Below are 25,327 nucleotides of genomic sequence, written 5' to 3'. Positions count from 1 at the left end.
CCCCCGTTCCCGTCCACCTCAGGAATCTTTCGGACACCACTGGACACTCGGTGCGCATGAGTCTTCGACCGTGCCGGGACGCCCGTCGGAAAGGAAGCTCATGAGCAGGACGACCACCACCGTGGGCGCCTCCCTCCCGGACTCCTGGGAGGAGCTGGTGACCACGGCCCTGCTGGGCACGGACCGGCGCACCCCGGCGGGCTCCGCGCCCGGGCCGGGCGCGCCGTCGGCCCTGCTGGACGCGGCGGCCGTGGCGACCGTACGGCGACGCGCCGGGCTGCGGCCGGCACGGGCCGCGGAGCGTCCGCGGCCGGCCCCCGAGGACCCGCGCCCTCCGCTCCCGTCCGCCGCCGCGCGCCGGCTCACGATGCTGCTCGCCGACCGTCCCGGCGCCTTCGGCGGTGGCCGTCGGGGCACGGCTCCGGACCTCATGGAGCTGCTGCCCCAGTGGCTGGCGGCGGCGAACGCCCGCGGTTTCGCGGCGCCCCCGGCCGCGCTGCCCGCCCTGCTCGACGCCGCGCGGGGACGGACCGACCTGCGTCCGGCGGCGCTGCGGTTCGCGGGGCCGCGCGCCCTGTGGCTGGCCCGGTTCAACCCGGACTGGCGGTTCGCCCTGCGTTCCACACCGGGCGGGGGCACGTCCGTGCCCCGCCTCCACGACACGGAGGGCATACGGCGGCTCTGGCAGGAGGGCCTCTTCGCCGAACGGGTCGCCCTCCTCACCGCCCTGCGCTCCCGCAGGCCGGCCACCGCGAGGGAGCTCCTCGCTGCGAGCTGGGCGACGGAGCGGGCGGAGGACCGCCTGATGTTCCTGGACTCGCTGCGCACCGGACTCGGCCCGGACGACGAGCCGTTCCTCGAGCAGGCCCTGGCCGACCGCAGCCGCAACGTACGGGCGACGGCGGCGGAGTTGCTGTCGGCGCTGCCCGGCTCGGCGCTGGCGGAACGCATGGCGGTCCGGGCCGGGGCGTGTGTGGCCGTCGACCGCACGCGGGACACACCGACGATCGTCGTCGAGGCGCCGCACGAATGCGACGCGGGCATGGAACGCGACGGCGTGGTGGCCAGGGCTCCGGCGGGCCGTGGCGAACGGTCCTGGTGGCTGGGTCAGTTGGTGGAGGCGGCGCCCCTGGGCAGCTGGTCGCGGCGGCTCGGCGGGCGTACGCCGCGGGAGATCGTGGCGCTGCCGGTGGCGGACGACTGGCGGGGCGAACTACACGCGGCCTGGTGCCGGGCGGCGGTACGGCAGCGCGACGCGGCGTGGTCCCGGGCGCTGCTCGGAGAGCCCTCCGCGCCGGAGGCGGGCGGCCCGGGGGCGGTGTCCCTGGCCGAACGCGCCCAGCTGCTCGGCACGCTGGACGCCGCCGAACGGGCCGAGTGGGTGGCCGGGTTCATCGAGACGCACGGCCTGTCCGAGGCGTTCCAGCTGCTCGGGGTGTGTGCCGTGCCCTGGGCCGCGCCGGTCGGCCGGGCGGTGGTCGACGCGCTCAACATCGCGCGTGACGCAGGGAGTTATCCATGGAGTTTCAGCGGAGTCATGGGCCTGGCCGAACGCTGCCTCGACCCGTCCGAGGCCGGCCGCCTCGACGCGCTCCTGGCGGTGCCGGACGAGCCGGAGAACGCGTCGCCCGGAGCCGGCGGCTACTGGTCGGAGGCCTTCCAGCGCCTGGTCACCACCCTGCGCCTGCGCGCGGCCATGCTGGCCGAACTGACCCCGGCCGCCCCCTGACCGTCCGGGACGGCGACGGGACCGCCCCCACTCGCGTCTCCGCGGACAGCCGCACCGCGTCGGCTGCGGGCGGTCGTGCCGCTGGGGCGTCGGGGATCCCCTCGCTCGAGCGAAGCCGAGAGTGGGGGAGGGTGGGCGTCGGGGATCCCCCCGCTCGAACGGAGCCGAGCGTGGGGGAGGCACCCCGCAAACGCCGGGCAGCGCGACCCGCCCCCGCCCCGCACCGGCTCCGGGGCGCCGGGGCCGAGGCCCCGGTCCGGGCGCGGCGCGCGAGGCGCCGCGAAGCCGCCCTACGCCTCCGCCGGCTGCCGCACGTTCGCCCGCACCCAGTCCACGATGGACGCCGTGGTCGCGCCCGGGGTGAAGATCTCCGCGACGCCCTTCTCCTTCAGCGGAGCGATGTCCGCCTCGGGGATGATCCCGCCGCCGAAGACCAGGATGTCCGCCGCGTCCCGCTGCCGGAGCAGCTCGATGACGGCCGCGAAGAGCGTGTTGTGCGCCCCGGAGAGGATGGACAGACCGATCGCGTCGGCGTCCTCCTGGATCGCGGTGTCGACGATCTGCTCGGGGGTCTGGTGAAGCCCGGTGTAGATCACCTCCATACCGGCGTCGCGCAGTGCCCGCGCGATCACCTTGGCCCCGCGATCGTGGCCGTCGAGCCCCGGCTTGGCCACCACCACGCGGATCGGACCGGCTGCCACACCCATCACTGCCTCCATGAAGCGACTACATCCATCCGTACCGACAAGTACCGCACACATCCGTCGTGCCGTACACATCGCTCGGGCACCCCGGCCCGAACCGGCCGGAGAAGTGAACGAACGTTATCTCCAGCATCCCGCAACCGGCAGTTTCACGGTGCACAGCGAGGGGCAAATCACACGGAGGGACACGTTCACCGCGCAGCGTTCCCGGGCTCCGGGCCCCGCACACCGCGTGCCCGTGCACCACTCGGGCAACGGTGGGAACATGCGCACAAGGGATCCGCACCGAGGTCGCCGCACCGCCGCGCCCCCTCCACGCATCGCACGCGCGCACCGTCGACCGCTCTCGTAGCGATTTCCCATGAGGGCACACGGGGGACAGGGCTGTCCTTCCGCGTGCCGACAGGAGGTCGGCCATGAAGGTCACCGAGACAGCTCTTCCCTTCCTGCCGCTCTGCCGGCGTCTTCTGCCGACCCGGTTGGCGGATCTCTCCCTGGCCCTGCTGAAGGCGACCGCCCTGGAGCTGGCGATCCTGGCGGGCCACCTCCTGCTCTATCCCGCCGGCATCGTCCAGGAGCGCCGGGGTGCGAGCCCCGCGCTGCCCGCCCCGGGCGGCGCCGCGCAGCTGCCGGCGGAGGCCAAGCCCCCGGTGGTGCTGCTGCACGGCTTCATCGACAACCGGTCGGTCTTCGTCCTGCTGCGCCGCAGCCTCGCCCAGCACGGCAGGCAGCAGATCGAGTCGCTCAACTACTCGCCGCTGACCTGCGACATCCGCATCGCGGCCGAACTGCTCGGCCGACACATAGAGCAGGTGTGCGAACGCACGGGCAGCCGCCGGGTCGACGTGGTCGGGCACAGCCTCGGCGGGCTCATCGCGCGGTACTACGTGCAGCGGCTGGGCGGTGACGCCCGCGTGCGGACGCTCGTCACGCTCGGCACCCCGCACTCCGGCACCCGCGTCGCGCCGCTGGCCAACGCGCACCCCATCGTGCGCCAGATGCGCCCCGGCTCGCCGGTGCTCGAGGAGCTTGCTCAGCCCGCACCGGGCTGCCGTACGCACTTCGTCGCCTTCTGGAGCGACCTCGACCACATCATGGACCCGCTGGAGTCGGCGTGCGTCGAGCACCCCGACCTGACGTCGATGAACGTACGGGTGAGCGGTGTGGGCCATCTCGCCCTGCCCGTGCACCCTGCCGTGGCGACCCGCATACGGCAGGCCCTGGACACGGCGCTTCCCGGAGAGCCGTCCACCGGCCGCCCGGAAGGCCTGACGGTGGCCTGACGGCCGGCCGGGCCCGGTCGGCCCACCACGCGGAGGTGAGGCGCGACGGTGGCGCGACACGCCCGGCACCGGCACCGCGGGACGGCCGGGACCGCGCGTCCCCTCGACAGCAATCCGAACAACGACGGTCCGGGACGGCCCACTTACCGCCGCCGACCCCCACCACTTCGAACAAACCTCGAACAAAAAGCCAAGACCGTGCCCGTCGTCCGCCAAAAGACGACCGATTGCCCGTTTCCTGCGCGCGCGAAACCTGCGGAAGATTGTCGTGCCCGCGTACCGCCGGGTACAGTCGCCGCACTGCTCTGGCAGCCCCTGTTGTCGAGGCGAAAGAGAAGTTGGTGAACGACCGTCACCCGTCGGGGACCATGGACCCGACTCCGGCTTCCGATGCCGCCTCGGCGCCCTACGCGTCGTACGGCACCCAGGAGGCCCAGTACGGCGACTTCACCACGTACGGCGAGTACGACGCCACCGGATTTACCGCCACCCACTTCGGGACCGGCGGCCACCCCACCGGAACCTTCGCCGCCGACCCCCTCTTCGGCGACCTCCCCGGCGGCGGCCACGACACGGGCGCGTACGAGACCGGGCACTGGCCCACGGGCGGTCACGACACCGGGCAGTACGACACGTACGCGGCCCCGTACCCGTCCGCGTACGACACCGGCGGCTACGACACGACCGCCTGGGGCACCGGCCATCACCCGATGACGGTGATCCCGCCGCAGGCCACCTCGCCGGAGACCAGCGGTCAGTGGGACGCCGGTGAGTGGCTCCAGCCCGATCAGGCCGGGAACCCCGCCGACCGGACCCAGCAGTGGGACTGGGGCACGCAGACCTTCGACAGCGGTGTCCACGACGCCACCCAGTGGAACTCCGACGGCGGCGACACCACCGCCCCGGCGTCCGCGTCCGATTCCCCTGAGCCGCAGGCCGAGTCCTACGAGCACCAGGCCGAGTCCCACGAGCCGCAGGCCGAGTCGCTCGACCAGGAGCCCTACGACGCTCCCGCCGCCGACGAGCCGGACGACACCGGTGAGCTGCCCGCGGTGCACCTGCTCGAGGAGCAGGAGGAGACCGTCCCCGCCCCGGCGCCGCGCGCGGCCTCGCGCTCCGGGTCCCGTTCCCGCCGCCGTACGCCCGCCAAGCGCTCCGCGCTACTGACGGTGGCCGTGCCCTCGGCGTGCGTGATGGGTGTCGCCGGCATCGCAGCGGCCTCGGTCGGCGATCTGACCGACGACGGCGGCCAGGAGACGGCCACGAGCGCGGCGGACGTCCAGCCGGTGAAACCGTCCACCGCCAACATCAAGCTGGACACCCAGCTGGAGAGCCTCGCCGCCGGCGCCGACGACTTCGCCGACCGGGCCAGCCGCACCCAGGAGCGCATCGACCTCAAGGCGCAGCAGGCGGCCGAGCGCAGGGCGGCCGCGGAAGAGGCGGCCCGCAAGGAACGGCTGCGCCCGAAGTTCGCACTCCCGGTCGCACAGCACGGACTCAGCGCCTACTACGGCCAGTCCGGCATCAACTGGATGTCCGCCCACACCGGTATCGACTTCCCCGTCCTGTACGGCGCGACGGTGATGGCCGCCACCGACGGCACGGTGCGCACGCAGTTCAACTCCGCCTACGGCAACATGATGATCGTGACGGCGAAGGACGGCACGGAGACGTGGTACTGCCACCTTTCCAGCTACCAGGTCGCCTCCGGCACGACCGTGAAGGCCGGCGACCCGATCGCCTTCTCCGGGGACTCCGGCAACTCGACCGGCCCGCACCTGCACTTCGAGGTCCGCCCCGGCGGCGGCTCGGCGATCGACCCGCTCGCCTGGTTCCGCAGCCACGGCCTCGACCCGTCGTAGGGGCCGCCCCCCGACGGGTCGCGGCCCGCGCCGCTACAGCTTCTCCACCGGCGCGTACCGCAGCAGCAGCCGCTTCGGCTTGGTGTCCCCGAAGTCGATCGTCGCCTCCGCGTTCGCGCCCGTGCCCTTCACCGCGACCACGGTGCCGAGGCCGAACTGGTCGTGCGTGACCCGGTCCCCGACCGCCAGTGACACCACGGACTTCTCCTCCGTCCGCCGGGTGGCGAAACCGGAGGCGCCCGACGCCGACGAGCGGGAACGGGACGACGACAGCGAGGCCGCCACTCCCGACACCGGACCGGACGACACGGGCGAACTCGCCCCCGTCCGCTTCCACTCCAGATGGGCGGCCGGGATCTCCTCCAGGAAGCGCGAGGGCGGGTTGTACGACGGCTGGCCCCACGCGCTGCGCAGCGTCGACCGGGTCAGGTACAGCCGCTCCCGCGCGCGGGTGATGCCGACGTACGCCAGCCGCCGCTCCTCCTCCAGCTCCTTGGTCTGGCCCAGGGCGCGCATGTGCGGGAAGACGCCGTCCTCCATGCCGGTGAGGAAGACGACCGGGAACTCCAGGCCCTTGGCGGTGTGCAGGGTCATCAGGGTGATGACGCCGGAGCCGTCCTCGTCCTCGTCGGGGATCTGGTCGGAGTCGGCGACCAGGGCGACCTGCTCCAGGAAGTCGGACAGCGCGACCGACTCGCCCTCGCCGCGTTCCTGCTCGAACTCCAGGGCGACGGCCGCGAGTTCCTGGAGGTTCTCGATGCGGGTCTCGTCCTGCGGGTCGGTGGACGCCTGCAACTCGGCGAGGTAGCCGGTGCGTTCCAGGATCGCCTCCAGGACCGTCGCCGGGCCCGCCCCGGACTCGACGACCGTACGGAGGTCCTCCATCAGCGTGTTGAACCGCTTGACCGCGTTCGACGACCGCGCGGCCATGCCGTACGCCTCGTCGACGCGCTTCAGCGCCTGCGGGAAGCTGATCCTCTCGCGCTGCGCGAGGGCGTCGATCATGGCCTCCGCGCGGTCGCCGATGCCCCGCTTGGGCACGTTGAGGATGCGGCGCAGCGGCACCGAGTCCTCGGGATTGGCGAGCACCCGCAGGTAGGCCAGGACGTCCCGGACCTCCTTGCGCTCGTAGAAGCGGACGCCGCCGACGACCTTGTAGGGCAGGCCGACGCGGATGAAGATCTCCTCGAAGACGCGGGACTGGGCGTTGGTGCGGTAGAAGACGGCGACGTCGCCCGCCTTCGCCTCGCCCGCGTCGGTGAGACGGTCTATCTCGTCGGCGACGAACTGGGCCTCGTCGTGCTCGGTGTCCGCGACGTACCCGGTGATCCGCGCGCCCGTGCCGGCGTTGGTCCACAGGTTCTTGGGGCGGCGGGACTCGTTGCGCTCGATGACGGCGTTGGCCGCGCTCAGAATGGTCTGAGTGGAGCGGTAGTTCTGCTCCAGCAGGATCGTCGTCGCGTCCGGGTAGTCCTCCTCGAACTGGAGGATGTTGCGGATCGTCGCACCGCGGAAGGCGTAGATCGACTGGTCGGCGTCGCCCACCACGCACAGCTCGGCGGGCGGGACCTCGGGCCCGGCCGGGGTGTCGGCGGGGTGCTCGGAGGTGCCGACGAGCTCGCGCACCAGGGCGTACTGGGCGTGGTTGGTGTCCTGGTACTCGTCGACCATGACGTGCCGGAAGCGGCGGCGGTAGTGCTCGGCGACGTCCGGGAAGGCACGGAGCAGATTGACCGTCGTCATGATCAGGTCGTCGAAGTCCAGCGCGTTCGCCTCGCGCAGCCGCGACTGGTAGAGGGCGTACGCCTGCGCGAGGGTCTTCTCGAAACCGTCGGCGGCCCGGGCTGCGAAGTCCTCCTCATCGATCAGCTCGTTCTTCAGGTTGCTGATCTTGGCGCTGAAGGACTTCGGCGGGAAGCGCTTGGGGTCGAGGTCCAGGTCTCGGCAGACCAGGGCCATCAGACGCTTGGAGTCGGCGGCGTCGTAGATCGAGAACGACGAGGTGAAGCCGAGCCTCTTGCTCTCGCGGCGCAGGATGCGCACGCACGCGCTGTGGAACGTCATGACCCACATGGCGCCCGCGCGCGGGCCGACGAGCTGCTCGACGCGCTCCTTCATCTCGCCCGCGGCCTTGTTGGTGAAGGTGATCGCGAGGATCTGGCCCGGGTGGACGTGCCGCTCGGCCAGCAGGTGGGCGATGCGGTGGGTGAGCACGCGGGTCTTGCCGGAGCCGGCGCCGGCCACGATGAGCAGCGGGGAGCCGGAGTGCACGACGGCGGCGCGCTGGTTGTCGTTCAGCCCTTCGAGGAGCGCGGCGGCGTCGATCACCGGGCGCGGCGCGCCGTCGCGGTAATACGCGTCCCGGTCCGGCGGCACGTCGAACTTCCCGCCGAACAGGTCGTCCGGGACCTGCTCCGGCACGTGCTCGTCCTCGGGCGGCGGCGGGGGCTCGTCCGCGGGGCCCTGCTGGGCCTGGAGGTCCGCCAGGAAGCTGTCGTCAAAGAGGCTGCTCATCGCTCTCCGAGTCTAGGGCGCTCCACCGACAACCCGGGGCCACCCCGGGAACATCCCCGGATTCCGGCGGCCGGGACAGGGCACGCACCCTCCAGAACCAGCACTTCACCCTGCGTGACCCCGCGCGCAAGGTCACGAAAATGTATCGGGCATATCACCCATCAACCTTCACAGGGGCCACACCAGTTGGCTACGGTGCGGGCGGGCCGTACGACCCCCACCGGCGAACCTCGCCGGGCCGCGCGGCCTCCGCCGAGTCCGTCCCTGCCGATCGCGGCAGCCGGAGCCGGGGACCCACCGAGACCTTGGGGTGAATCGGCCCACTCCCCCGCGGAGCGGCCGTAGGGCAACCCTTCCGAGACATCCGCCCGAACCCGACAGCTAACCCGGTAGGCGGAGCACTGGAAGGAGTCGCCTCCCTTGGCGTCGCACCGCAAGTCGCGCATCCCCGGCACCCGCGTGGCAGGCATACGGACCCCGGCCCTCGCCACGGCCGCCCTGACCTCCGTGGCCCTGCTGTCCCAGACGGCGGGCGCCACCCCCTCCGACGACGGCAGGCCGAGCCTGGAGGAGGTCGAGAAGAAGGTCGACGACCTCTACCGCCAGGCGGAGTCGGCGACCGAGAAGTACAACGCGGCCAAGGAGAAGACCGCCAAGCAGCGCAAGCAGGTCGACACCCTCCTCGACGACGTGGCCGAGCGCACCCAGAAGCTCAACGAGGCGCGGGAGGAGCTGGGCTCCTTCGCCGCCGCCCAGTACCGGACCGGCGCCGGTGTCCCCGACACCGCGACCTTCCTGCTCGCGGACACTCCGCAGGACTTCTTCGACCGGTCCCAGCTGATGGAGCGGATGACCGGCCGCCAGAAGGAAGCGGTCGACGACTACGTCACCCAGCAGTCCGAGACGATGAAGAAGCGCCAGGAGGCCACCGAGAGCCTCGAGACGCTCACCGAGTCCCAGGGCGACCTGAAGACGGCCAAGGCCACCGTCCAGAAGAAGCTCACCGACGCACGCGAGCTGATGTCGAAGCTGACCGCCGAGGAGAAGGCGCGGCTCGCGGCGATCGAGAAGAAGAAGCAGAAGGAGGCCGCCCGCAAGGCCGCCGAGCTCGCCCGGCAGCAGGCGGAGCAGCAGAGGGCCCAGGAGGAGGCCGCCGCCGCCCAGCAGGACGGCGGCACCTCGGGCAGCACCTCCGGGTCCTCCGGGTCCTCCGGCTCGGCCACCTCGCCCTCGACGGACTCCTCATACACCACCAAGGCCGAGAAGGCCCTCACCTTCGCCCGCGCGCAGATCGGCAAACCGTACGTCTGGGGTGCCACCGGCCCCGGCTCCTACGACTGCTCCGGCCTCACCCAGGCCGCCTGGAAGGCCGCCGGCGTCACCCTCCCGCGCACCACCTACGACCAGGTGAACGCGGGCACGACGGTTCCCGTCTCCCAGGCCCAGCCCGGTGACCTGGTCTTCTTCTACGACGACGTCACCCACGTGGGCATCTACATCGGCAACGGGATGATGATCCACGCGCCGAAACCCGGTACCTACGTCCGCGAGGAGTCGATCTACTACGACGGCGAGTCCTCGATCCACAGCGTGGTGCGCCCGGCCTGACCTGCCCGGGGGGCTGTGCCCGGCCCGGCCTGCCCGGGGGCACGGAGCCCGGCGCTACGACACGCGGCGCCGGGCGGAGGCCGTCAGGTCCACAGCACCGCGATGAAGACGTTCGTCACGGTCAGCAGGCCGACCAGGCCGAACAGGCCCTTGTCCGCCTTCTCCTCGTCCCGCTTCACATAGACCAGGCCGAGGATCACGATCAGCAGGGCCAGCTTCACGCCGATTTTGATGTTGTCGACGGAGTAGTCCTGGGCCTGGTTGAGGCCGACCAGGACCACACCGGTGACCAGCATCGTCAGCGCGCCGTGCAGCATCGCCGGGCTGAACCGGGCGGTGCCCTCGCCCATCGCCTTCATCTGGGTGAGGAAACCGCCGAGGAGCGACGCGATACCGATGATGTGCAGACCGACGAAGAGGTGGATGAGTACGTCCATGGGGCCGGAGCCTAGCCATAGCCGCCTCATGGCACTCCGGCGCCCTCGTCCGTCCCTCCTCCGGCATATCGGTCATCACTCTGGGTGAAGACGGCCAAACCGGAACGGGATCACGGCCACTCCCGGTCACAGGCGGTCCGCTCACGCCACTTCCGCACAACCCGTCGCCGGGACCGCGCGGCCGGGCCTAGCGTCCTCCCAGGTGACCGGTTCTCCACCGCCGCCCGGTCCAGGGGCGGCAGCCGGACACCACCGCCGAGTAGGTCCGGTGGCGAACGCTCCCCCGTGCACCCGCCGCCGGACCGCCCGGACGGCGCTCCACTCCGCGCGGTCGTGGACAAGGACGGGAGTCCAGGTGGCAGCGCACCGACAGGACCCGACAGCGCCCGGCGAACGGCCCCTCAGACCAGTCGCCGTGCCGTCGCCCAGCGGGTCAGTTCGTGGCGGTTGGACAGCTGGAGCTTGCGCAGCACCGCCGAGACATGGGACTCGACCGTCTTCACCGAGATGAACAGCTGCTTGGCGATCTCCTTGTAGGCGTAGCCGCGGGCGATCAGCCGCAGCACCTCCCGCTCGCGCTGGGTGAGGCGGTCGAGGTCCTCGTCGACCGGCGGGGCGTCGGTCGAGGCGAAGGCGTCCAGGACGAAGCCGGCCAGGCGGGGCGAGAAGACCGCGTCCCCCTCCTGGACCCGGAAGACCGAGTCGACCAGGTCGGTCCCGGTGATCGTCTTGGTGACGTAGCCGCGGGCACCGCCCCGGATCACCCCGATCACGTCCTCCGCCGCGTCCGACACGGACAGGGCGAGGAACCGGACCGGCTGCTCGGCGTCACCCATCAACGGGGCGCAGCGGCGCAGCACTTCGACACCGCCGCCACCGGGCAGGTGCACGTCGAGCAGCACCACCTCGGGCCGGGTCGCGGTGATGACCGTGACCGCCTGGTCGACGTCGGCGGCCTCGCCGACCACCTCGACACCGGTCTGCGCGGTCTGCCCGATCTCCGCCTGGACGCCCGTGCGGAACATGCGGTGGTCGTCGACGAGGACGACGCGCACATGACGCCCGGCACCCTCCGCCGGTCCCGTCGTTCCGTTCGCCTCGGTCGGCTCGCTCATGACGTCCTCTCCGCCCTCTCCATCTCCAGCTCGACCTCCGTGCCGCCGTCCGGCACCGCGCGCAGCCGCGCCGTGCCGCCGTTGCGCTCCATGCGGCCGATGATCGATTCTCTGACGCCCATGCGGTCGGCGGGTATCGAGTCCAGGTCGAAGCCGGGGCCGCGGTCCCGGACGGACACGAAGACCGTCCTCCCCTCGACTTCGGCGTAGACCTGCACCGCACCTCCCTCGCCACCGTACTTGGCGGCATTGACCATCGCTTCGCGCGCGGCCTGCATCTGTGCGCTGATTCTCTCGTCGAGCGGGCAGTCACCGACGACCACGACCTCGAGGGGGACGCCGTGCTTGTCCTCCACCTCGGCGGCGTTGCGCTTCACCGCCTCGGCGAGCGTGGTGGGTTCCTCGTCCTCGTCCTTGCCGTTGCCCTCCGGCTTGTAGAGCCAGGCGCGCAGGTCGCGCTCCTGGGCCCGGGCCAGGCGGCGCACCTCGCCCGCGTTGTCCGCGTTGCGCTGGATCAGGGTGAGGGTGTGCAGCACCGAGTCGTGGACATGGGCGGCGACCTCCGCGCGTTCCTGGGCCCGGATGCGCATCAGACGCTCCTCGGAGAGGTCCTGTGTCATGCGCACGAGGTAGGGGCCGGCGAGGAGGGTTATGCCGACGAGGACCGCGAGGGCCGCCTGGAGCACCGAGCCGAGGTGGCTGCCGGAGCCCCGCAGGACGAAGATGCCCGAGGCGCCCGCCGTCACCAGCAGGACGCCGGCCACCGCACGCAGCAGCGTGACCGTGCGCCGACGGCGGCCGACCTCCATCCAGCGGGCCCGGCGTGCGTTGTCCGCCTGCCGCCAGACCAGGGCGACGCCCGCGCCGACCAGCACGGTCGGCCAGAGGTAGGCCTTGGCGCCGTTGCTCAGGTTCACGTTGCCCACGAAGATCATGGCCACCACGACCATGAGGAGCAGGGCGACGATCTGGCCCTTGTCCGGTTTCCGGGTGACGAGCCTGCGCCGGCCGTCCGCCGAGGTCTCCGTCGTCACCAGGGAGGGCGGCTTCTGCGCGTCCACACCGCCGACGCCCAGCGGTACGAAGAACCAGAACGCGGCGTACAGCAGCGCGCCGAGACCGTCGGCCGTGAACAGACCGACGAAGACGAGACGTACCCAGATCACGGGCAGCCCGAGGTGTCCCGCGAGCCCCCGCGCCACACCACCGAGCCAGCGTCCGTCACTGCTGCGGTAGAGCTTGCGCGGCGGCCGCGGCTCGGCTACGGGCGCTGCTGCGGCTTCCGACATGCCAATGATGGTCACACGCCCGAAGTACCGGAGCATCAGGGTCGGCCCCGGAGACTCCCCTGATCTCCACGGGCCGGCGCCGTCGAACGCTCCCCCGGTCCCGCTCGGGGACCGATATCAGGGTCCGGCCAGGGTCGTACCGACTGCCGCCGCGGCGGCTCGCCCGTCACCATGGACCCATGACCGATCACCAGCACGCCGCGACGGATCCGGGACCCGTCTCCGCCCCGGAGGGAGCGAGCGCCCCGCCACCGGAGCCGGCCGACGAGAGCGGACGCTTCCGGCGCGACCGCCGGCACCAGATGCTCGGCGGGGTGTGCGCGGGGCTCGGCCGGCAGTGCGACATGGACCCGGTGATCTTCCGGATCACGCTCGCGGTCCTGTCCGCCACCGGCGGCATCGGCCTCATCTTCTACGGCTTCGCCTGGCTCTTCGTCCCGTACGAGGACGAGGACGAGAACGAGATCCGCCGGCTGCTGACCGGCCGGGTCGACGGCCACACCCTGACGGCCGTGCTGTTCGCGCTGGTCGGCTGCGGCGTCTTCCTCACCATGCTGAGCAACGACGGGGTGCTGAGCTTCGCGGTCATACTGTCCCTGCTGCTCGCCGGCGCCGGGTACTGGTCACGGCGGCGCGGTGCGCCCAGCCCCGACCACATCGCCGCCCAGGCCGTGGCCGACGCCCCGCCGGAGCCCCAGGCACCGCCGGCCCCCTCCGCCTTCCCGTCGTGGTGGCGTGACCCCATCGTCAAGGACGGCACGCACGTCGGGGGCACGGGCTATCTGTGGGGCCCCCGGGACTCCCGCCACATGGACATCGCCGCCGCCGTCAACATCGGCCTCGACCCCCGAACCCGTACCCGCACCCGCGACACCGCGTACGCACCGCTCCGCCGGCCGCCGGAGCCGCGCGGCCCCCGCGGGACCGGCGGCTGGATCTTCCTGCTCGCCCTGCTCGCCGGCGGCCTCGGCACCGGGCTGACGTGGGAACAGCACCCCCTCGGCACCAGCCTGCAGACCGGCCTCGCCTGTGCGCTCGCCGTCTTCGGCATCGGCGTGGCCGTCAGCGCGTTCCTCGGCCGCACCGGGGCGGGATCGATCATCCTGGCGGTCGTCACGGCGGGCCTGCTCGCCGGCTCGTCCGCCCTTCCCAAGGACATCGGCACCGACTGGAAGCGCACGACCTGGGAGCCCACCTCGGTCGCGCAGATACGCCCGGTCTACGACCTGGGCGCCGGCGAGGGCGTCCTGGACCTGTCGGCGATACGCGTCCCCCCGGACGGAACCGTCTCGACCCGGGCCGATGTCGGCCTGGGCCGGATCCACGTGATTGTGCCCGGGGACGTGACCGTGCGGCTGAGCATCGATGTGGGAGTGGGCGACATCCAGTTGCCGGGCGACAGACAGAAGGACGTGGACGTGGCACCGGGCAAGCACAAGGAGGTGACCCTGGAGCCGCCGGCCGGCGTCGAGGAGGCGGGCACGCTCGACCTCGATCTCCAGGTCGGTGCGGGACAGGCGGAGGTGAGCCGTGCTGCGTCATGAGTTCCAGCCCGGCAAGCTGATCGCCGGCACCTTCCTCACCCTCGCCGCGGTGATCTACGCCGGCGACGCGGGCGGCATCTGGGAGACCCCGTGGTTCGTGGTGATCCCCGTGGTCACCGGCGGGCTCTGCCTGGCCGGCGCGGTGGGTTCCCTGACCGGCCTCGTGCGCCGCCGCCGAGACAGGCCGGTCCCCCGGGGTACCGACACGGGGACGACGCCCTGAGCGGGAGCGGAACTACCGGTACTCCCCCGTCCGCCGCCGCCTCGCCCGCAGAGCGGCGTCCACGGACAGCAACGGAGCGCCCGCCAGCACCAGCGGGATCCAGGCCATCAGATACGGGAGGTCATTGCCGTAGTAGTACGGATCGGCGGCCCAGCTCACGGTCAGCCACAGGCTGAGGGAGATCAGCGCGCCGCCCAGGGCGGCCAGGCGGGTGAGCAGGCCGAGCAGGGTACCGATCCCGACGGCCAACTCCCCGAGGGCGATGGCGTAACCGAATGCGACAGGGCTCTCCAACGCCATGTCGACCAGCGCGGGAACGGCGGAGGAGTCGCGGACGCCGCGCATCATGTCGCCGATCGATCCGGCGCCGGCGTCCTTCATGAACGCGCTGTCCGTGAGTTTGTCGAGGCCGGCGTAGACGAAGGTGATGCCCAGGAAGATGCGCAGGGGCACGAGGGCGTAGCGGGTGGCGGTGTCCCGCCAGTCCCTGTCGCCGCCGGAGTGTGGGGAGTGCGTGTTCGTGCGCATACTGTGAGTCATCGCTGTCCGCCGCCTCTCACTGCCGTGCCGGGGCCTCCGCGTCAGTCCATACGTGCGGCAATCGTTCACGGTTCAACCCTGGGCGCGAGGTTTTTCTTGAGAAGCAGCGTGGGTGTGTGCGGACCGGCGCGTTATGGGGTGCTCCGTGTAGGTGCGGGCCGGGGGTAGGTCGCGCAGCCCGGCGCCAGCGGGGTGCCGTCGCGCCCACCCGTGCCGCCCTGGGGGCACCTCCCAGGCCCTTCAGGCACTGGGGGGAGGCACGACTGCCCGCGGAAGCGGCGGAAGCCGCGTACGGCGCGGAGGGGACGGGGCGGGGGTGGCCGGCGCGTCCGCGCCCTCGGCCCCACCAAGCAACGTGATCCGCGCCGGTCCGAGGACGGACACCCCCGACACGGCCCCGACCCACCCACCGACCATGGGCGCTACGCCCACCTTCACCGGACCGAACGCCGCGCCGCAGGCACCCCACCGAACCCGACGCCGCGCCGCAGGCACCCGCTCCGGCCTACTCCGTCACGTCGATCGCGTACCGGTTCGTCTCCACGCCCGCCGCCGTGACGACCTGTACCTCCACCCGCCCCGGTTCCACCTCCGCCGGCACGGGCACGGTCAGCAGCGCGTCCGTCGGGTTGTCGAAGCCGCCCGTCACAGGGACCAACGGCACATGTACGTTCACCGGCCCCACCCGCACCACCATCCGCGACAACCGGTCCGCCCCCTGCGCCCCCGCCGGCACGAACCCGGCCCCCCGGATCTCGATGTCGTCCCCGGTCCGGATCGGCGCGTCCAGATCGCCGGCCTCCCGCGCCCGCACCACCGACAGAATGACCGGACGTCCACCCTCCGCGTACTTCCCCGCGAGATATGTCGCCGCCGACACCAGCACCACCACCGCGAGCCCCCACGGCAGATCCGGCAACTGGTCCGGCCGCCGGGCCAGCCGCACCGCCGCGAACGCCAGGGCGACACCGCTGATCACGACGTACTGGATGTCGGCGAAGCTCCCCCGCCCCGAGTCGTCGGTCAGCAGGTCCGCCGCCCTGGGCCGGTGCGCGCGTACCTTCTGCAGCCGCTGCCCCAGCACCCGCAGCCCGACCACCCGCCGCACCAGCACGGCGATCCCGCACACCACGGCCAGCACGGTCACCACACCGGCACCGCGGGCGAGTTCCAGCCCGTCGATCAGGGCGTCCCGCTCCCGGTTGCCGGAGGCGGCCGCGAGCCGCCCCACCAGAACGAGCACCGCGAACGCCAGGAACAGCACCCAGCACGCGGCCACCGCACGGGAGGTGGAGAGCCGGTTGTCCTCCCCGATCACCGGCGCCAGCACACCCCCGCGCGCCCGGTGGAACCACGACGCGGCGGTCAGCGCCCCGGCCACCACCAGCGCGGCCAGCAACCCGGCGGTGCGCGCGGCGGTCCATCCCGCGCCGATCGCCGTGAGCGCCTGTCCCAGGAGCAGCAGCACGACGCCCGCCCACACCACACCCGCGGTCCGCCGCCACAGCCGCACCAGCCACGCCGCGCCCTCGGCCCGCCCCCGTTCGGCGACGACCTCCGCGGCCTGCGTCAGCTCCTCCGACACCCACTGCCGGGAGGCGGAGGCGGAGTGGGCCACCGCGGCCGGCACCCCCTGCCCGGCCGCGAACTCGTCCCGCTTCAGCAGGAACGCGGCGACCGCGCGCCGATGCCCCTCACGCACCCCGTGCGGACAGTCCCCGCAGGTGCAGCCGCCCCCGTGGGCGCCCATGTCGGGGCCGCCCTGCCTCGCCTCCTGCACCGCCACGCCCGAAGCCCGCCTTCCCCACCGTCACGACCACGAATCGACCCACGATCACCGCCACCGGCCCCCACACAAGTCCCCGGTGACGACAGCGAATTGTGCCCTACCCCGTCCCCTCCCCGTCCGGCAGGCCCGGTCCGTACGGGTGAACTCCACGACGCCGGGTTGACCCGCCGCCTATGTCAGCAGATCCGGCTCGCTCCGGCTGATGTCCTGCCACATCGGCTGGTAGCTGATCCACGCCACCAGGTCCCCGCCCAGCTGCTCCCGCGTCGCCACCGCCTGCCGGTGGTCGATGAGGACGGGCCGGCCCGCCGCCTTCGCGGCGAGCTGCACCTGGCAGGACCGCTCCATCGCCACGAACCACCAGGCCGCCGCGTCCACCGAGTCGCCCACGGTGAGCAGCCCGTGGTTGCGCAGCACCAGCGCCTTGCGGGAGCCGAGCACACCCGCGATCCGCCGCCCCTCCTCGGCGTCGACGGTGACACCGCTGTAGGCGTCGTAGAGGGCGTGGTCCTCGTAGAAGGCGCAGCTCTCCTGGGTGATCGGGTCGAGCAGGCCGCCGAGGGCGGCGAGGGCGCGGCCGTGCACCGAGTGGCAGTGGGCGACGGCGACGACGTCGGGCCGGGCCGCGTGCACCTGGGCGTGCACGGTGAACGCGGCCTGGTTGACGTGGTGGCCGCCCTCGACGACCTGGCCGTCCCGGTTGGCGAGCACCAGGTCGCTCACGGTGACCTGCCGGAAGGACATCCCGAACGGGTTGACCCAGAAGCAGTCGCTGAACTCCGGGTCGCGCGCGGTGATGTGCCCGGAGACACCGTCCTCGAAGCCGAGCCGCCCGAAGAGCCGCAGCGCGCCCGCGAGCCGCTCCTTGCGGTGCCGGCGCTCGTCCTCGGCCGACTCGTGCCGGGGCGGCATGGCGAAGCGCAGTCTGTCGGTGGGTAACGGCAGGGGCGGCGTGGGCCCGTGCATGAGTCCTCCCGCGGGGGTTGCGTACGGGGCGGAAGTTACCGGTGGGCAGCCCCGGACGACAGCTCTCTTCGATAAAGAAGGGGCGCGGGCCCGAAAGAAGCGGCGCGGGCCCCTCTGCTCCATCCGGAGGACACCGCCGATATCCGACACAAGGTGTCCGGTATCCCCGCCACACTCGGCGCCATGAACACGAACTGGGAGGCTTTCGCCGCCGCCGAACCGGACTTCGCCAAGACTGTGGAGGAACGCTTCGCCGCGTACACCCACCACGTCCTCGCGACCCTGCGCAAGGACGGCTCACCACGCACCACCGGCCTGGAGGTCCGCTTCCTGAACGGAGAACTCTGGCTCGGCATGATGCCGCACTCGCTCAAGGCGCTCGATCTGCGCCGCGACCCGCGCTTCGCGCTCCAGGCGAACCCCGGTGACGGCACGGGCATGGGCGGCGGGGACGTCCGCATCGGCGGCCGGGCGGTCGAGATCGCCGACGCCGACACGGAGACCCGGGCCGGATACGCCGAAGAGGTGGAACCGCCGGAGCCGTTCCACCTCTTCCGCACCGAGCTGACGGAGGTCGTACGGACCTACGTCGAGGACGACAAGTACCTGGTCGTCCAGGTCTGGAAGCCCGGAGAGCCGGTGCGCACTCTCAGGCGGACGTGACGGCGGGGACTACTCCCACTCGATGGTGCCCGGCGGCTTGGAGGTCACGTCGAGGACGACGCGGTTGACGTCCCGCACCTCGTTGGTGATCCGGGTCGAGATCTTCGCGAGGACGTCGTACGGCAGCCGGGACCAGTCGGCGGTCATGGCGTCCTCGCTGGAGACCGGGCGCAGCACGATCGGGTGACCGTAGGTGCGGCCGTCGCCCTGGACGCCCACCGAGCGCACGTCCGCGAGCAGGACGACCGGGCACTGCCAGATGTCCCGGTCGAGACCGGCCGCGGTCAGCTCCTCACGGGCGATGGCGTCGGCCTCGCGGAGCAGGTCCAGCCGCTCCTTGGTGACCTCGCCGACGATCCGGATGCCCAGGCCCGGGCCGGGGAACGGCTGGCGCTGGACGATCTCCTCCGGCAGGCCGAGCTCCTGGCCGACCATCCGGACCTCGTCCTTGAACAGCTTGCGCAGCGGCTCGATCAGCTTGAACTCGAGGTCCTCGGGCAGGCCGCCCACGTTGTGGTGGGACTTGATGTTGGCGGTGCCGGTGCCGCCGCCGGACTCGACGACGTCCGGGTAGAGCGTGCCCTGGACCAGGAACTCCACTGCCGGACCCTCGTCCGCGATGATCTCGGCCTGGGCCTGCTCGAAGACCCGGATGAACTCCCGGCCGATGATCTTCCGCTTCTCCTCGGGGTCGGAGACGCCCTTCAGAGCCGTGAGGAACCGCTCCTGCGCGTCCACGACCTTCAGCTGCACGCCGGTCGCGGCCACGAAGTCCTTCTCGACCTGCTCGGTCTCGCCCTTGCGCATCAGGCCGTGGTCGACGTACACGCAGGTCAGCTGGGAGCCGATGGCCTTCTGGACGAGGGCGGCGGCGACGGCGGAGTCCACGCCGCCGGACAGACCGCAGATGGCGCGCTTGTCGCCGACCAGCTCGCGGATCGCGGCGACCTGCTCGTCGATGACGTTGCCGGTGGTCCAGTCCGGGGTGAGGCCCGCGCCCCGGTACAGGAAGTGCTCCAGCACCTGCTGCCCGTGCGTGGAGTGCATCACCTCGGGGTGGTACTGGACGCCGTAGAGCTTCTTGTCGTCGTTCTCGAACGCGGCGACCGGGACGACGTCCGTCGAGGCGGTGACGGAGAAGCCCTCGGGGGCGGCGGAGCAGGCGTCGCCGTGCGACATCCAGACGGCCTGCTCGTCCGGGGTGCCCTCGAAGAGGGTGGAGGAGTTCTTGGAGACGTGCAGACCGGTGCGGCCGTACTCACGGGCGCCGGTGTTGTCCACCTGGCCGCCCAGGCTCTGGGCCATGAGCTGGAAGCCGTAGCACATGCCGAAGACCGGGACGCCGGCCTCGAAGATCTCGCGGTCGAGACGGGGGGCGCCCTCCTCGTACACGGACGAGGGGCCGCCGGACAGGATGATCGCCGCCGGGTTCTTGGCGAGGATCTCCTCGACCGGCATGGTGCTCGGCACGATCTCGCTGTAGACCCGCGCCTCGCGGACGCGACGGGCGATGAGCTGGGCGTACTGCGCGCCGAAGTCGACGACCAGGACGGTGTCGGGCGCGTTGGCAGCGGGAGACGCTGATGACACGAGGTGCCTTCCGGCGGTGGGGCGGGGGTCTTGTGCCTCCCAATTCTACCGAGGTGGCGGCGGGACACGTCCCGGGCCGGGTCGGCGCCCCCGCCGGGGCCCCGTCTCACCATGCGATCCGTGTTGGACGGCCGCGGCGGGCCGGGCATACTGGCCCCATGCTCACGCACCCGACCTTCCTCTTTACCTATGGCGACCGGCCCGCCGGCTGCCATGGTCGTGCTGCTTGAGCAACTGACAAGCGACTTCCCAGGCGCCCCGGGCCGACAAGGTCCGGGGCGCCTGGCGTTTTCCTCCGGACCTCGCCGCTCCGGGGCACCGCACCCACCCACCGAGGAGCCCCGGCATGACCGCCACCACGACGGAGTCGACCGAGAGGACCGGCGCCCGCACCACCGAGGCCGCCGAGCTGATCACCAACGCCCGCGAGCGGATCGACGCGCTCGACGACCGGATCATCGGTCTGGTGCAGGAACGGATGGCCGTGTCGGCCGTCATCCAGAAGGAACGGATCGCCTCCGGCGGGCGGCGGGTGAACCTGTCCCGCGAGATGGAGGTCCTCACCCACTACCGGGACGCCCTGGGCAAGCCGGGCACCGCGCTCGCGATGACCCTGCTGGAGCTGTGCCGCGGCAGGATCTGAATCCGCGTCCGCGGTACGGGCGCACGCACGCTCCTCACCCGTCCGGCGCGTGACCGGCACCGGGACCGCTTCGTTGGTACCGGTGTCCGTGCCGGCCAGGGACGGGACCGGGAGAACCACGCGTGGCTCTCCGGAGCGATGAGGCGTGCGGTTCCGCCGTGCGCCGTGGGACCTCGCTCCGGAGGAGTGACCGGACAGCAGGGGACAGCGGCCCGGTCACCCGGAGAACGGCCGGTCCCGGGGACGCCCGGGACCGGCCGGCGGGAACCGTCCGGGACCGTGCCGGACGAACGGCGCGCGTCTCGGACAACGGCGCGCGTCTCAGGTACGGGTCACGACGCCGCACTCCTCGTCGCGCCCGTCCGCCGTCAGCTCCTTGCTGCGGTCGTACGGATCGCGCGCCTCCCCGGACGGCTCGGGAGCGGCGGTCCGCCGGTCGGCGAAGAACTGCGGACGGATCACGCCGTCGCCCTCCCGGCAGTCGTCGTTGGCTATCTCGCTGTTGACGGCGGCGAGCCGGATGTGCCCCTCGCTGTTCCGGAACCTGGCCGGGTCCACGGCTTCCACCTCGACCGACCGGCGAACGACGGCCCGGGTCACCTCGTCACCGCCGCCGGCCCGGGCCACCGGGTACACAAAGGTGTAGTCGGCCTTGATCACGGCCCTTCCGGCCGTTCCGCTCACGGCCTCGACCGTCATACGGCCACGGACCCGCACGCCGCCCACGAGTTCGACCTCCTCGGGATCGAAGCGGGTGAACGTCCACACCGGGTCGTTCTTCACCGTGGGCTCGCGCAGCCCGGCGCGCAGCTCGGCGAGGTACTCCTTCTCCAACGGGTCCACGAGGTCCAGCGCCTTCTCCGGCCGGCCGCCCTTCAGCACCGCGGGATCGAGGTTGGAGGCGACCAGGAACTCCTTCGTCCCCTTCAGCGCGGCCTCGATCCGGGCGGCCGGGACTCCGTTGACGGCCTCGGCCTCGGGCAGCCGGACGGCGTCCGCCCCCGTCTCCCACCCGGCGGCCGGGGATCCGGCGAACGGCCTCTCACGGGTGGGGACGTCCGCGGGGACGGCGGAGGGCGCGGCGCTGGGCCGGGCGGTCTCGGGGGCCAGCGGCGTGGCGTCGGCCGTCCGCGCCCCGTCCGACGCGCCGGACCCCTCACCGAGGCCGCCGGGCAGCCAGGACAGCGCGGCGGACGGATTGACGGCGACCACGGCCAGCGCCGCGGCCACCACCACGCCGACCGCGCTCCAGACCCGGCGCCGTCGCGAGGTGCGGCCGTTCCCCTCCTGCCAGGCCTGGCCCGTACGCCACCCCTCGGGCCGGGCGGGCCGCACGGGCTTCCGCTTCCTGCCCCAGCGGCGTTTGCCGCCACCGGCCGCCCCGGCCTGCGCCTCGTCCATGGCCCGCAGCCGTTCGGTCACCATGCGCGCCCGCGCCGACGGCTCCTTGGGAGCGGAGGCGCGGATGTCGCGCTCGCTGTCCCGGACGAACTTCTCCCAGACGTCGTCGGGGAGGGACGAGGACTCCGGTCCGGACTCTTCGGACGACTGTTCGGCCACGGGGTCGTGGGCTTTCTCTCGGTGGCGGTCGTAGGCGGCCGAGCGTACGCCAATGATGATCACCCTCCGCTTGTGATCCACCTCACATAAGAATTCCGTGAAGAGCAGGACAACCATCCACCGGCCTTGTTGATCGAACTCACCGAATCCTCACGGATCACACCCGTGGCTCCCTCTGCGGAGGAGCCTCCCTCTCGTACCGCACCCGAGCAGTACGCCGGACTCACCGAGGTCTTCATGAAGCTTCGCCGTGCCATGGCCGCAGCGGCCGCGACGGCCGTCATCGCGCCACTGGCCCTTCTCTCGGCTCCGGCAGCCTTCGCGACCGGCAGCGAGGAAACGCCGGGCACGTCGACGAGCACTTCCGTCGAGGACGAGAACCCCCCGGCAGAAGGCGAGAACCCGCCCGCCGAAGGCGAGAACCCCCCGGCGGAGGGTGAAAACCCGCCCGCCGAGGACGAGAACCCCCCGGCAGAAGGCGAGAACCCGCCCGCCGAAGGCGAGAACCCCCCGGCGGAAGGCGAGAATCCCCCGGCGGAGGACGAGAACCCGCCCGCCGAGGACGAGAACCCCCCGGCAGAAGGCGAGAACCCGCCCGCCGAGGACGAGAACCCCCCGGCAGAAGGCGAGAACCCGCCCGCCGAGGACGAAGACCCCCCGGCGGAGGACGAGGACGACGTCGAGCTCTGCCTCGACGAGGAGGGCAACAGCACCGCCGAGCTCAGCGCCGACCTGCGCAGCGGTCTGTCGGGGCTGCCCGAGACGATCGTCGCCGGCAGCGGCTGGACGGCGTTCTCGTTCGACGTGTCCAATCGCAGCGACGACGAGATCAAGGACATCAAGCCGCTGATCGGCGTCGCGGCCCTCGGCTGGGACGAGAAGGACTACTCCGGCCAGATCACGGTCCAGGTCTTCGACAAGGCCGCCGGGACGTGGAACACGCTCGCGGACGCCGCCGGTGAGGGCGGTACGTTCGCCGCGTTCTCGCTCGGCGCCGGTCAGTCGGTCTCGTACCAGCTGCGGCTGAGCGTCAGCGGCAAGGTGCCCGACGCGCTCGGCATCACCGGCGGTTTCGCCGAGTACGCGGACGACGAGGGCTGCTGGCTCGCCGACGACTCCAACGGCTGGATCTACTTCTTCGACATCCTGGCCGCCGGCTCCGACCCCGGTGAGCCGAACGACGCCAAGCCGCAGACCGGCGGCAAGGTCGAGCTCGCCGAGGTGAAGGACGTCAAGGTCACCGGCAGCCTCGCCGAGACCGGTTCGAACTCCGCCCTGCCGATGATCGGCCTGGCCGGCGGTCTCGCCGTCGTGGCCGGTGCCGGTGCGGTGTTCGTGGTGCGCCGGCGCAAGGCCGGTGCGGAGGCGTAACGCCGCCCGGCCGCACCGCGTGCGGCCTCACCCAGGACAAGGGAAGAGGACCTGAGCTCGGAGGGGGGCACAGGTCCTCTTCCCTTTACTTCCTCGGCGCCACCGCTCACTTCTTCGGCGGCACCGCCGGCATCCCCAGGAACGGCAGCCGCAGCGCGCCGAACGCCTCCGCCGGGACCGCCGGGGACTTCGGCTCGACCGGCTCCAGGCGCCGGTAGGCCTCCCCCTGCGCGGGGCGCGGATCGGCCTCGCCCTTGTTGGGCCAGTACGACATCGCCCGCTCGGCCTGTGCCGTGATAGTCAGGGAGGGGTTGACGCCCAGATTCGCCGAGACGGCCGCCCCGTCCACGACCGAGATGCCGGGGTGTCCGTAGAGGCGGTGGTACGGGTCGATCACACCGGTCTCGCGGGACGCGCCGATCGGGCAGCCGCCCAGGAAGTGGGCGGTCAGCGGCATTCCCGTCAGCTCGCCGACGTTGGAGCCGGCGAAGCCGTTGATCTCGGCCGCCAGCGCCGACGCGCCCTCCGTGGCCGCCTTGATCTGCTTGGGGTTGGGGGCGCCGTGGCCCTGCCGGGCGGTGAGCAGCCCGCGGCCGGCCCCGGACGGCTTGAGGTACGTCGTCAGGGAGTTGTCCAGCGACTGCATCACCAGGCCGATGATGGTCCGCTCCGACCAGCGCCGGTTGGACAGCGAACGCAGCAGCAGCCAGGGATGCCGCGCCGCGTTGCCCAGCCAGCCGAGCACCCGGGCGGCGCCCGATCCGCCGCCCGCGTACGGGACCTGGAGGATGGACAGCCCGCCCATCGAGTTGGAGCCGCGGCCGTAGCGGACCGGCTCGATGTGGGTGTTCTCGTCCGGGTGGATCGACGACGTGATGGCCACACCGCGGGTGAAGTCGGCCTTCGGCGCGCCGGTGGCCCTGCGGTAGCGGCGGTCGTCGGTCTGCGCGCCGACGAGGGCCTCGGAGTTGGTGCGGGTCAGCTCGCCCAGCCTCTCCGAGAGGTGCGGCAGCTGCCCGCCCGCCTTCATGCGGTGCAGCAGCGTCTGGGTGCCGTAGGTGCCGGCGGCCAGGACGACCCGGCGAGCGCGGAAGGTGCGGCCCTCGCCCTTGCGGCGGTCGTCGGTGGGGAGCGTGGCGACGGCGAACCCGCCCCGCGAGTCCTCCGTGACCGACACGGCCGTCGTCATGGGGTGCACGACCGCGCCCGCCTTCTCGGCGAGGTGGAGGTAGTTCTCGTTGAGGGTGTTCTTCGCGCCGTGCCGGCAGCCGGTCATGCACTCGCCGCACTCGGCACAGGCCCGCCGCGACGGTCCCGCCCCGCCGAAGTACGGGTCGGGCACCTCCTGTCCCGGCTTCGCCCGCACCTTCCCGTCGGCGTCCTCGCCGTCGCCGAAGAAGACGCCGACCGGGGCCATGTGGAAGCTGTCGCCCACGCCCATCCGCTCGGCCGCCGCCTTCAGGTGCACGTCCGACGGGGTCATCGTCGGGTTGAGCCGTACGCCGAGCATGCGCTTCGCCTGGTCGTAGTACGGGCCCAGCTCCTCCTGCCAGTCGGTGATGTGCCCCCACTGCGGGTCCTCGAAGAACGGCTTCGGCGGCACGTAGAGGGTGTTGGCGTAGTTGAGCGAGCCGCCGCCGACGCCCGCTCCGGCCAGCACCATGACGTTGCCCAGCAGGTGGATGCGCTGGATGCCGTACATGCCGAGCTTCGGCGCCCAGAGGTAGTTCCTCAGGTCCCAGGAGTTCTTGGGCAGGGTGTCGCGGGTGAAGCGGCGGCCGGCTTCGAGGACGCCGACGGTGTATCCCTTCTCGGTCAGGCGGAGGGCGGTCACGGAGCCGCCGAAGCCGGAGCCGACGACGAGGACGTCGTAGTCGTAAGCGTCCTTGGGCACGGG

General features: G+C 72.2%; 20 protein-coding genes and 1 riboswitch. Of the genes, 9 read left to right on the top strand and 11 right to left on the bottom strand.

Going from position 1 to position 25,327, the window contains the following annotated elements; genetic code table 11:
* The first annotated feature begins 100 nt into the window (after window positions 1–100).
* Entirely contained in the window at window positions 101–1,729 is a 1,629-nt protein-coding gene (locus AB0A94_RS01740) for a DUF5691 domain-containing protein (protein ID WP_361737173.1), read from the top strand.
* 290 nt (window positions 1,730–2,019) lie between these two features.
* On the opposite strand, the gene AB0A94_RS01735 is transcribed toward AB0A94_RS01740, so the two are convergent.
* Window positions 2,020–2,436, bottom strand: coding sequence for a cobalamin B12-binding domain-containing protein (locus tag AB0A94_RS01735; protein WP_030829691.1), 417 nt, complete (start codon window positions 2,434–2,436; stop codon window positions 2,020–2,022).
* Between the two features lie 413 nt (window positions 2,437–2,849).
* Here AB0A94_RS01735 and AB0A94_RS01730 point away from each other — a divergent pair, with 413 nt between their 5' ends.
* Window positions 2,850–3,716: an alpha/beta fold hydrolase gene (locus tag AB0A94_RS01730; protein WP_361737170.1), complete on the top strand. Its 867-nt coding sequence runs from the start codon at window positions 2,850–2,852 to the stop codon at window positions 3,714–3,716.
* A 341-nt stretch (window positions 3,717–4,057) separates the two neighbouring features.
* Window positions 4,058–5,578 (top strand): peptidoglycan DD-metalloendopeptidase family protein, encoded by a 1,521-nt coding sequence (locus AB0A94_RS01725; RefSeq protein WP_361737167.1) that lies wholly within the window; start codon window positions 4,058–4,060, stop codon window positions 5,576–5,578.
* A gap of 33 nt (window positions 5,579–5,611) precedes the next feature.
* Here AB0A94_RS01725 and pcrA read toward each other — a convergent pair whose 3' ends face one another.
* The gene (pcrA, locus tag AB0A94_RS01720) at window positions 5,612–8,092 is read right to left on the bottom strand and encodes a DNA helicase PcrA (protein WP_361737164.1); all 2,481 of its coding nucleotides are present in this window, start codon (window positions 8,090–8,092) and stop codon (window positions 5,612–5,614) included.
* Between the two features lie 255 nt (window positions 8,093–8,347).
* Window positions 8,348–8,505, top strand: a riboswitch (cyclic di-AMP (ydaO/yuaA leader).
* Window positions 8,506–8,512: 7 nt separating this feature from the next.
* Between pcrA and AB0A94_RS01715 the strand changes: the two genes are divergently transcribed.
* Entirely contained in the window at window positions 8,513–9,700 is a 1,188-nt protein-coding gene (locus AB0A94_RS01715; protein ID WP_361737161.1) for an NlpC/P60 family protein, read from the top strand.
* A gap of 83 nt (window positions 9,701–9,783) precedes the next feature.
* Here the strand turns inward: AB0A94_RS01715 and AB0A94_RS01710 are convergent, their stop codons facing one another.
* From AB0A94_RS01710 to AB0A94_RS01700, 3 genes are all read right to left on the bottom strand, one after another.
* The gene (locus tag AB0A94_RS01710; RefSeq protein ID WP_361737158.1) at window positions 9,784–10,137 is read right to left on the bottom strand and encodes a hypothetical protein; all 354 of its coding nucleotides are present in this window, start codon (window positions 10,135–10,137) and stop codon (window positions 9,784–9,786) included.
* Between the two features lie 401 nt (window positions 10,138–10,538).
* Complete coding sequence (locus tag AB0A94_RS01705; RefSeq protein WP_361737155.1) at window positions 10,539–11,252, bottom strand: response regulator transcription factor; 714 nt, start codon at window positions 11,250–11,252, stop codon at window positions 10,539–10,541.
* Window positions 11,249–12,541, bottom strand: coding sequence for a PspC domain-containing protein (locus tag AB0A94_RS01700; RefSeq protein WP_361737152.1), 1,293 nt, complete (start codon window positions 12,539–12,541; stop codon window positions 11,249–11,251). The genes AB0A94_RS01705 and AB0A94_RS01700 overlap by 4 nt, the downstream gene beginning before the upstream one ends.
* Window positions 12,542–12,720: 179 nt before the next feature.
* Between AB0A94_RS01700 and AB0A94_RS01695 the strand changes: the two genes are divergently transcribed.
* Complete coding sequence (locus tag AB0A94_RS01695; protein WP_361737149.1) at window positions 12,721–14,085, top strand: PspC domain-containing protein; 1,365 nt, start codon at window positions 12,721–12,723, stop codon at window positions 14,083–14,085.
* Window positions 14,072–14,308 carry a hypothetical protein gene (locus AB0A94_RS01690; protein ID WP_361737146.1) on the top strand — a complete coding sequence of 79 codons (237 nt, stop codon included), beginning with the start codon at window positions 14,072–14,074 and terminating at the stop codon, window positions 14,306–14,308. The genes AB0A94_RS01695 and AB0A94_RS01690 overlap by 14 nt, the downstream gene beginning before the upstream one ends.
* A gap of 12 nt (window positions 14,309–14,320) precedes the next feature.
* Here AB0A94_RS01690 and AB0A94_RS01685 read toward each other — a convergent pair whose 3' ends face one another.
* The 3 genes from AB0A94_RS01685 to AB0A94_RS01675 form a co-directional block, all read right to left on the bottom strand.
* Complete coding sequence (locus tag AB0A94_RS01685) at window positions 14,321–14,836, bottom strand: DoxX family membrane protein (RefSeq protein ID WP_361737144.1); 516 nt, start codon at window positions 14,834–14,836, stop codon at window positions 14,321–14,323.
* Between the two features lie 517 nt (window positions 14,837–15,353).
* On the bottom strand, window positions 15,354–16,634 hold the full coding sequence (locus AB0A94_RS01680; RefSeq protein WP_361737141.1) for a hypothetical protein: 1,281 nt from the start codon (window positions 16,632–16,634) through the stop codon (window positions 15,354–15,356).
* Between the two features lie 174 nt (window positions 16,635–16,808).
* A complete protein-coding gene (locus AB0A94_RS01675; protein WP_361737138.1) occupies window positions 16,809–17,603 on the bottom strand; it encodes a class II aldolase/adducin family protein in 795 nt (264 codons plus the stop codon).
* Between the two features lie 183 nt (window positions 17,604–17,786).
* Here AB0A94_RS01675 and AB0A94_RS01670 point away from each other — a divergent pair, with 183 nt between their 5' ends.
* On the top strand, window positions 17,787–18,266 hold the full coding sequence (locus AB0A94_RS01670) for a pyridoxamine 5'-phosphate oxidase family protein (protein WP_361737135.1): 480 nt from the start codon (window positions 17,787–17,789) through the stop codon (window positions 18,264–18,266).
* Window positions 18,267–18,275: 9 nt separating this feature from the next.
* On the opposite strand, the gene guaA is transcribed toward AB0A94_RS01670, so the two are convergent.
* Window positions 18,276–19,856: a glutamine-hydrolyzing GMP synthase gene (gene guaA / locus AB0A94_RS01665; protein WP_361737132.1), complete on the bottom strand. Its 1,581-nt coding sequence runs from the start codon at window positions 19,854–19,856 to the stop codon at window positions 18,276–18,278.
* A gap of 346 nt (window positions 19,857–20,202) precedes the next feature.
* Here guaA and AB0A94_RS01660 point away from each other — a divergent pair, with 346 nt between their 5' ends.
* Window positions 20,203–20,499, top strand: coding sequence for a chorismate mutase (locus AB0A94_RS01660; RefSeq protein ID WP_361737130.1), 297 nt, complete (start codon window positions 20,203–20,205; stop codon window positions 20,497–20,499).
* Window positions 20,500–20,820: 321 nt separating this feature from the next.
* Here the strand turns inward: AB0A94_RS01660 and AB0A94_RS01655 are convergent, their stop codons facing one another.
* Complete coding sequence (locus tag AB0A94_RS01655; RefSeq protein WP_361737127.1) at window positions 20,821–22,059, bottom strand: hypothetical protein; 1,239 nt, start codon at window positions 22,057–22,059, stop codon at window positions 20,821–20,823.
* A 237-nt stretch (window positions 22,060–22,296) separates the two neighbouring features.
* Here AB0A94_RS01655 and AB0A94_RS01650 point away from each other — a divergent pair, with 237 nt between their 5' ends.
* Complete coding sequence (locus AB0A94_RS01650) at window positions 22,297–23,430, top strand: LAETG motif-containing sortase-dependent surface protein (protein ID WP_361737546.1); 1,134 nt, start codon at window positions 22,297–22,299, stop codon at window positions 23,428–23,430.
* A 106-nt stretch (window positions 23,431–23,536) separates the two neighbouring features.
* On the opposite strand, the gene AB0A94_RS01645 is transcribed toward AB0A94_RS01650, so the two are convergent.
* Window positions 23,537–25,324: a GMC family oxidoreductase gene (locus AB0A94_RS01645; RefSeq protein WP_361737125.1), complete on the bottom strand. Its 1,788-nt coding sequence runs from the start codon at window positions 25,322–25,324 to the stop codon at window positions 23,537–23,539.
* Between the last annotated feature and the right edge of the window lie 3 nt (window positions 25,325–25,327).

It is taken from the genome of Streptomyces sp. NPDC044984, from assembly GCF_040646935.1.
Taxonomy (GTDB): domain Bacteria; phylum Actinomycetota; class Actinomycetes; order Streptomycetales; family Streptomycetaceae; genus Streptomyces.
Note: the sequence above shows the minus strand (reverse complement) of the source record. Positions and strands in the feature narration are given on the sequence as shown.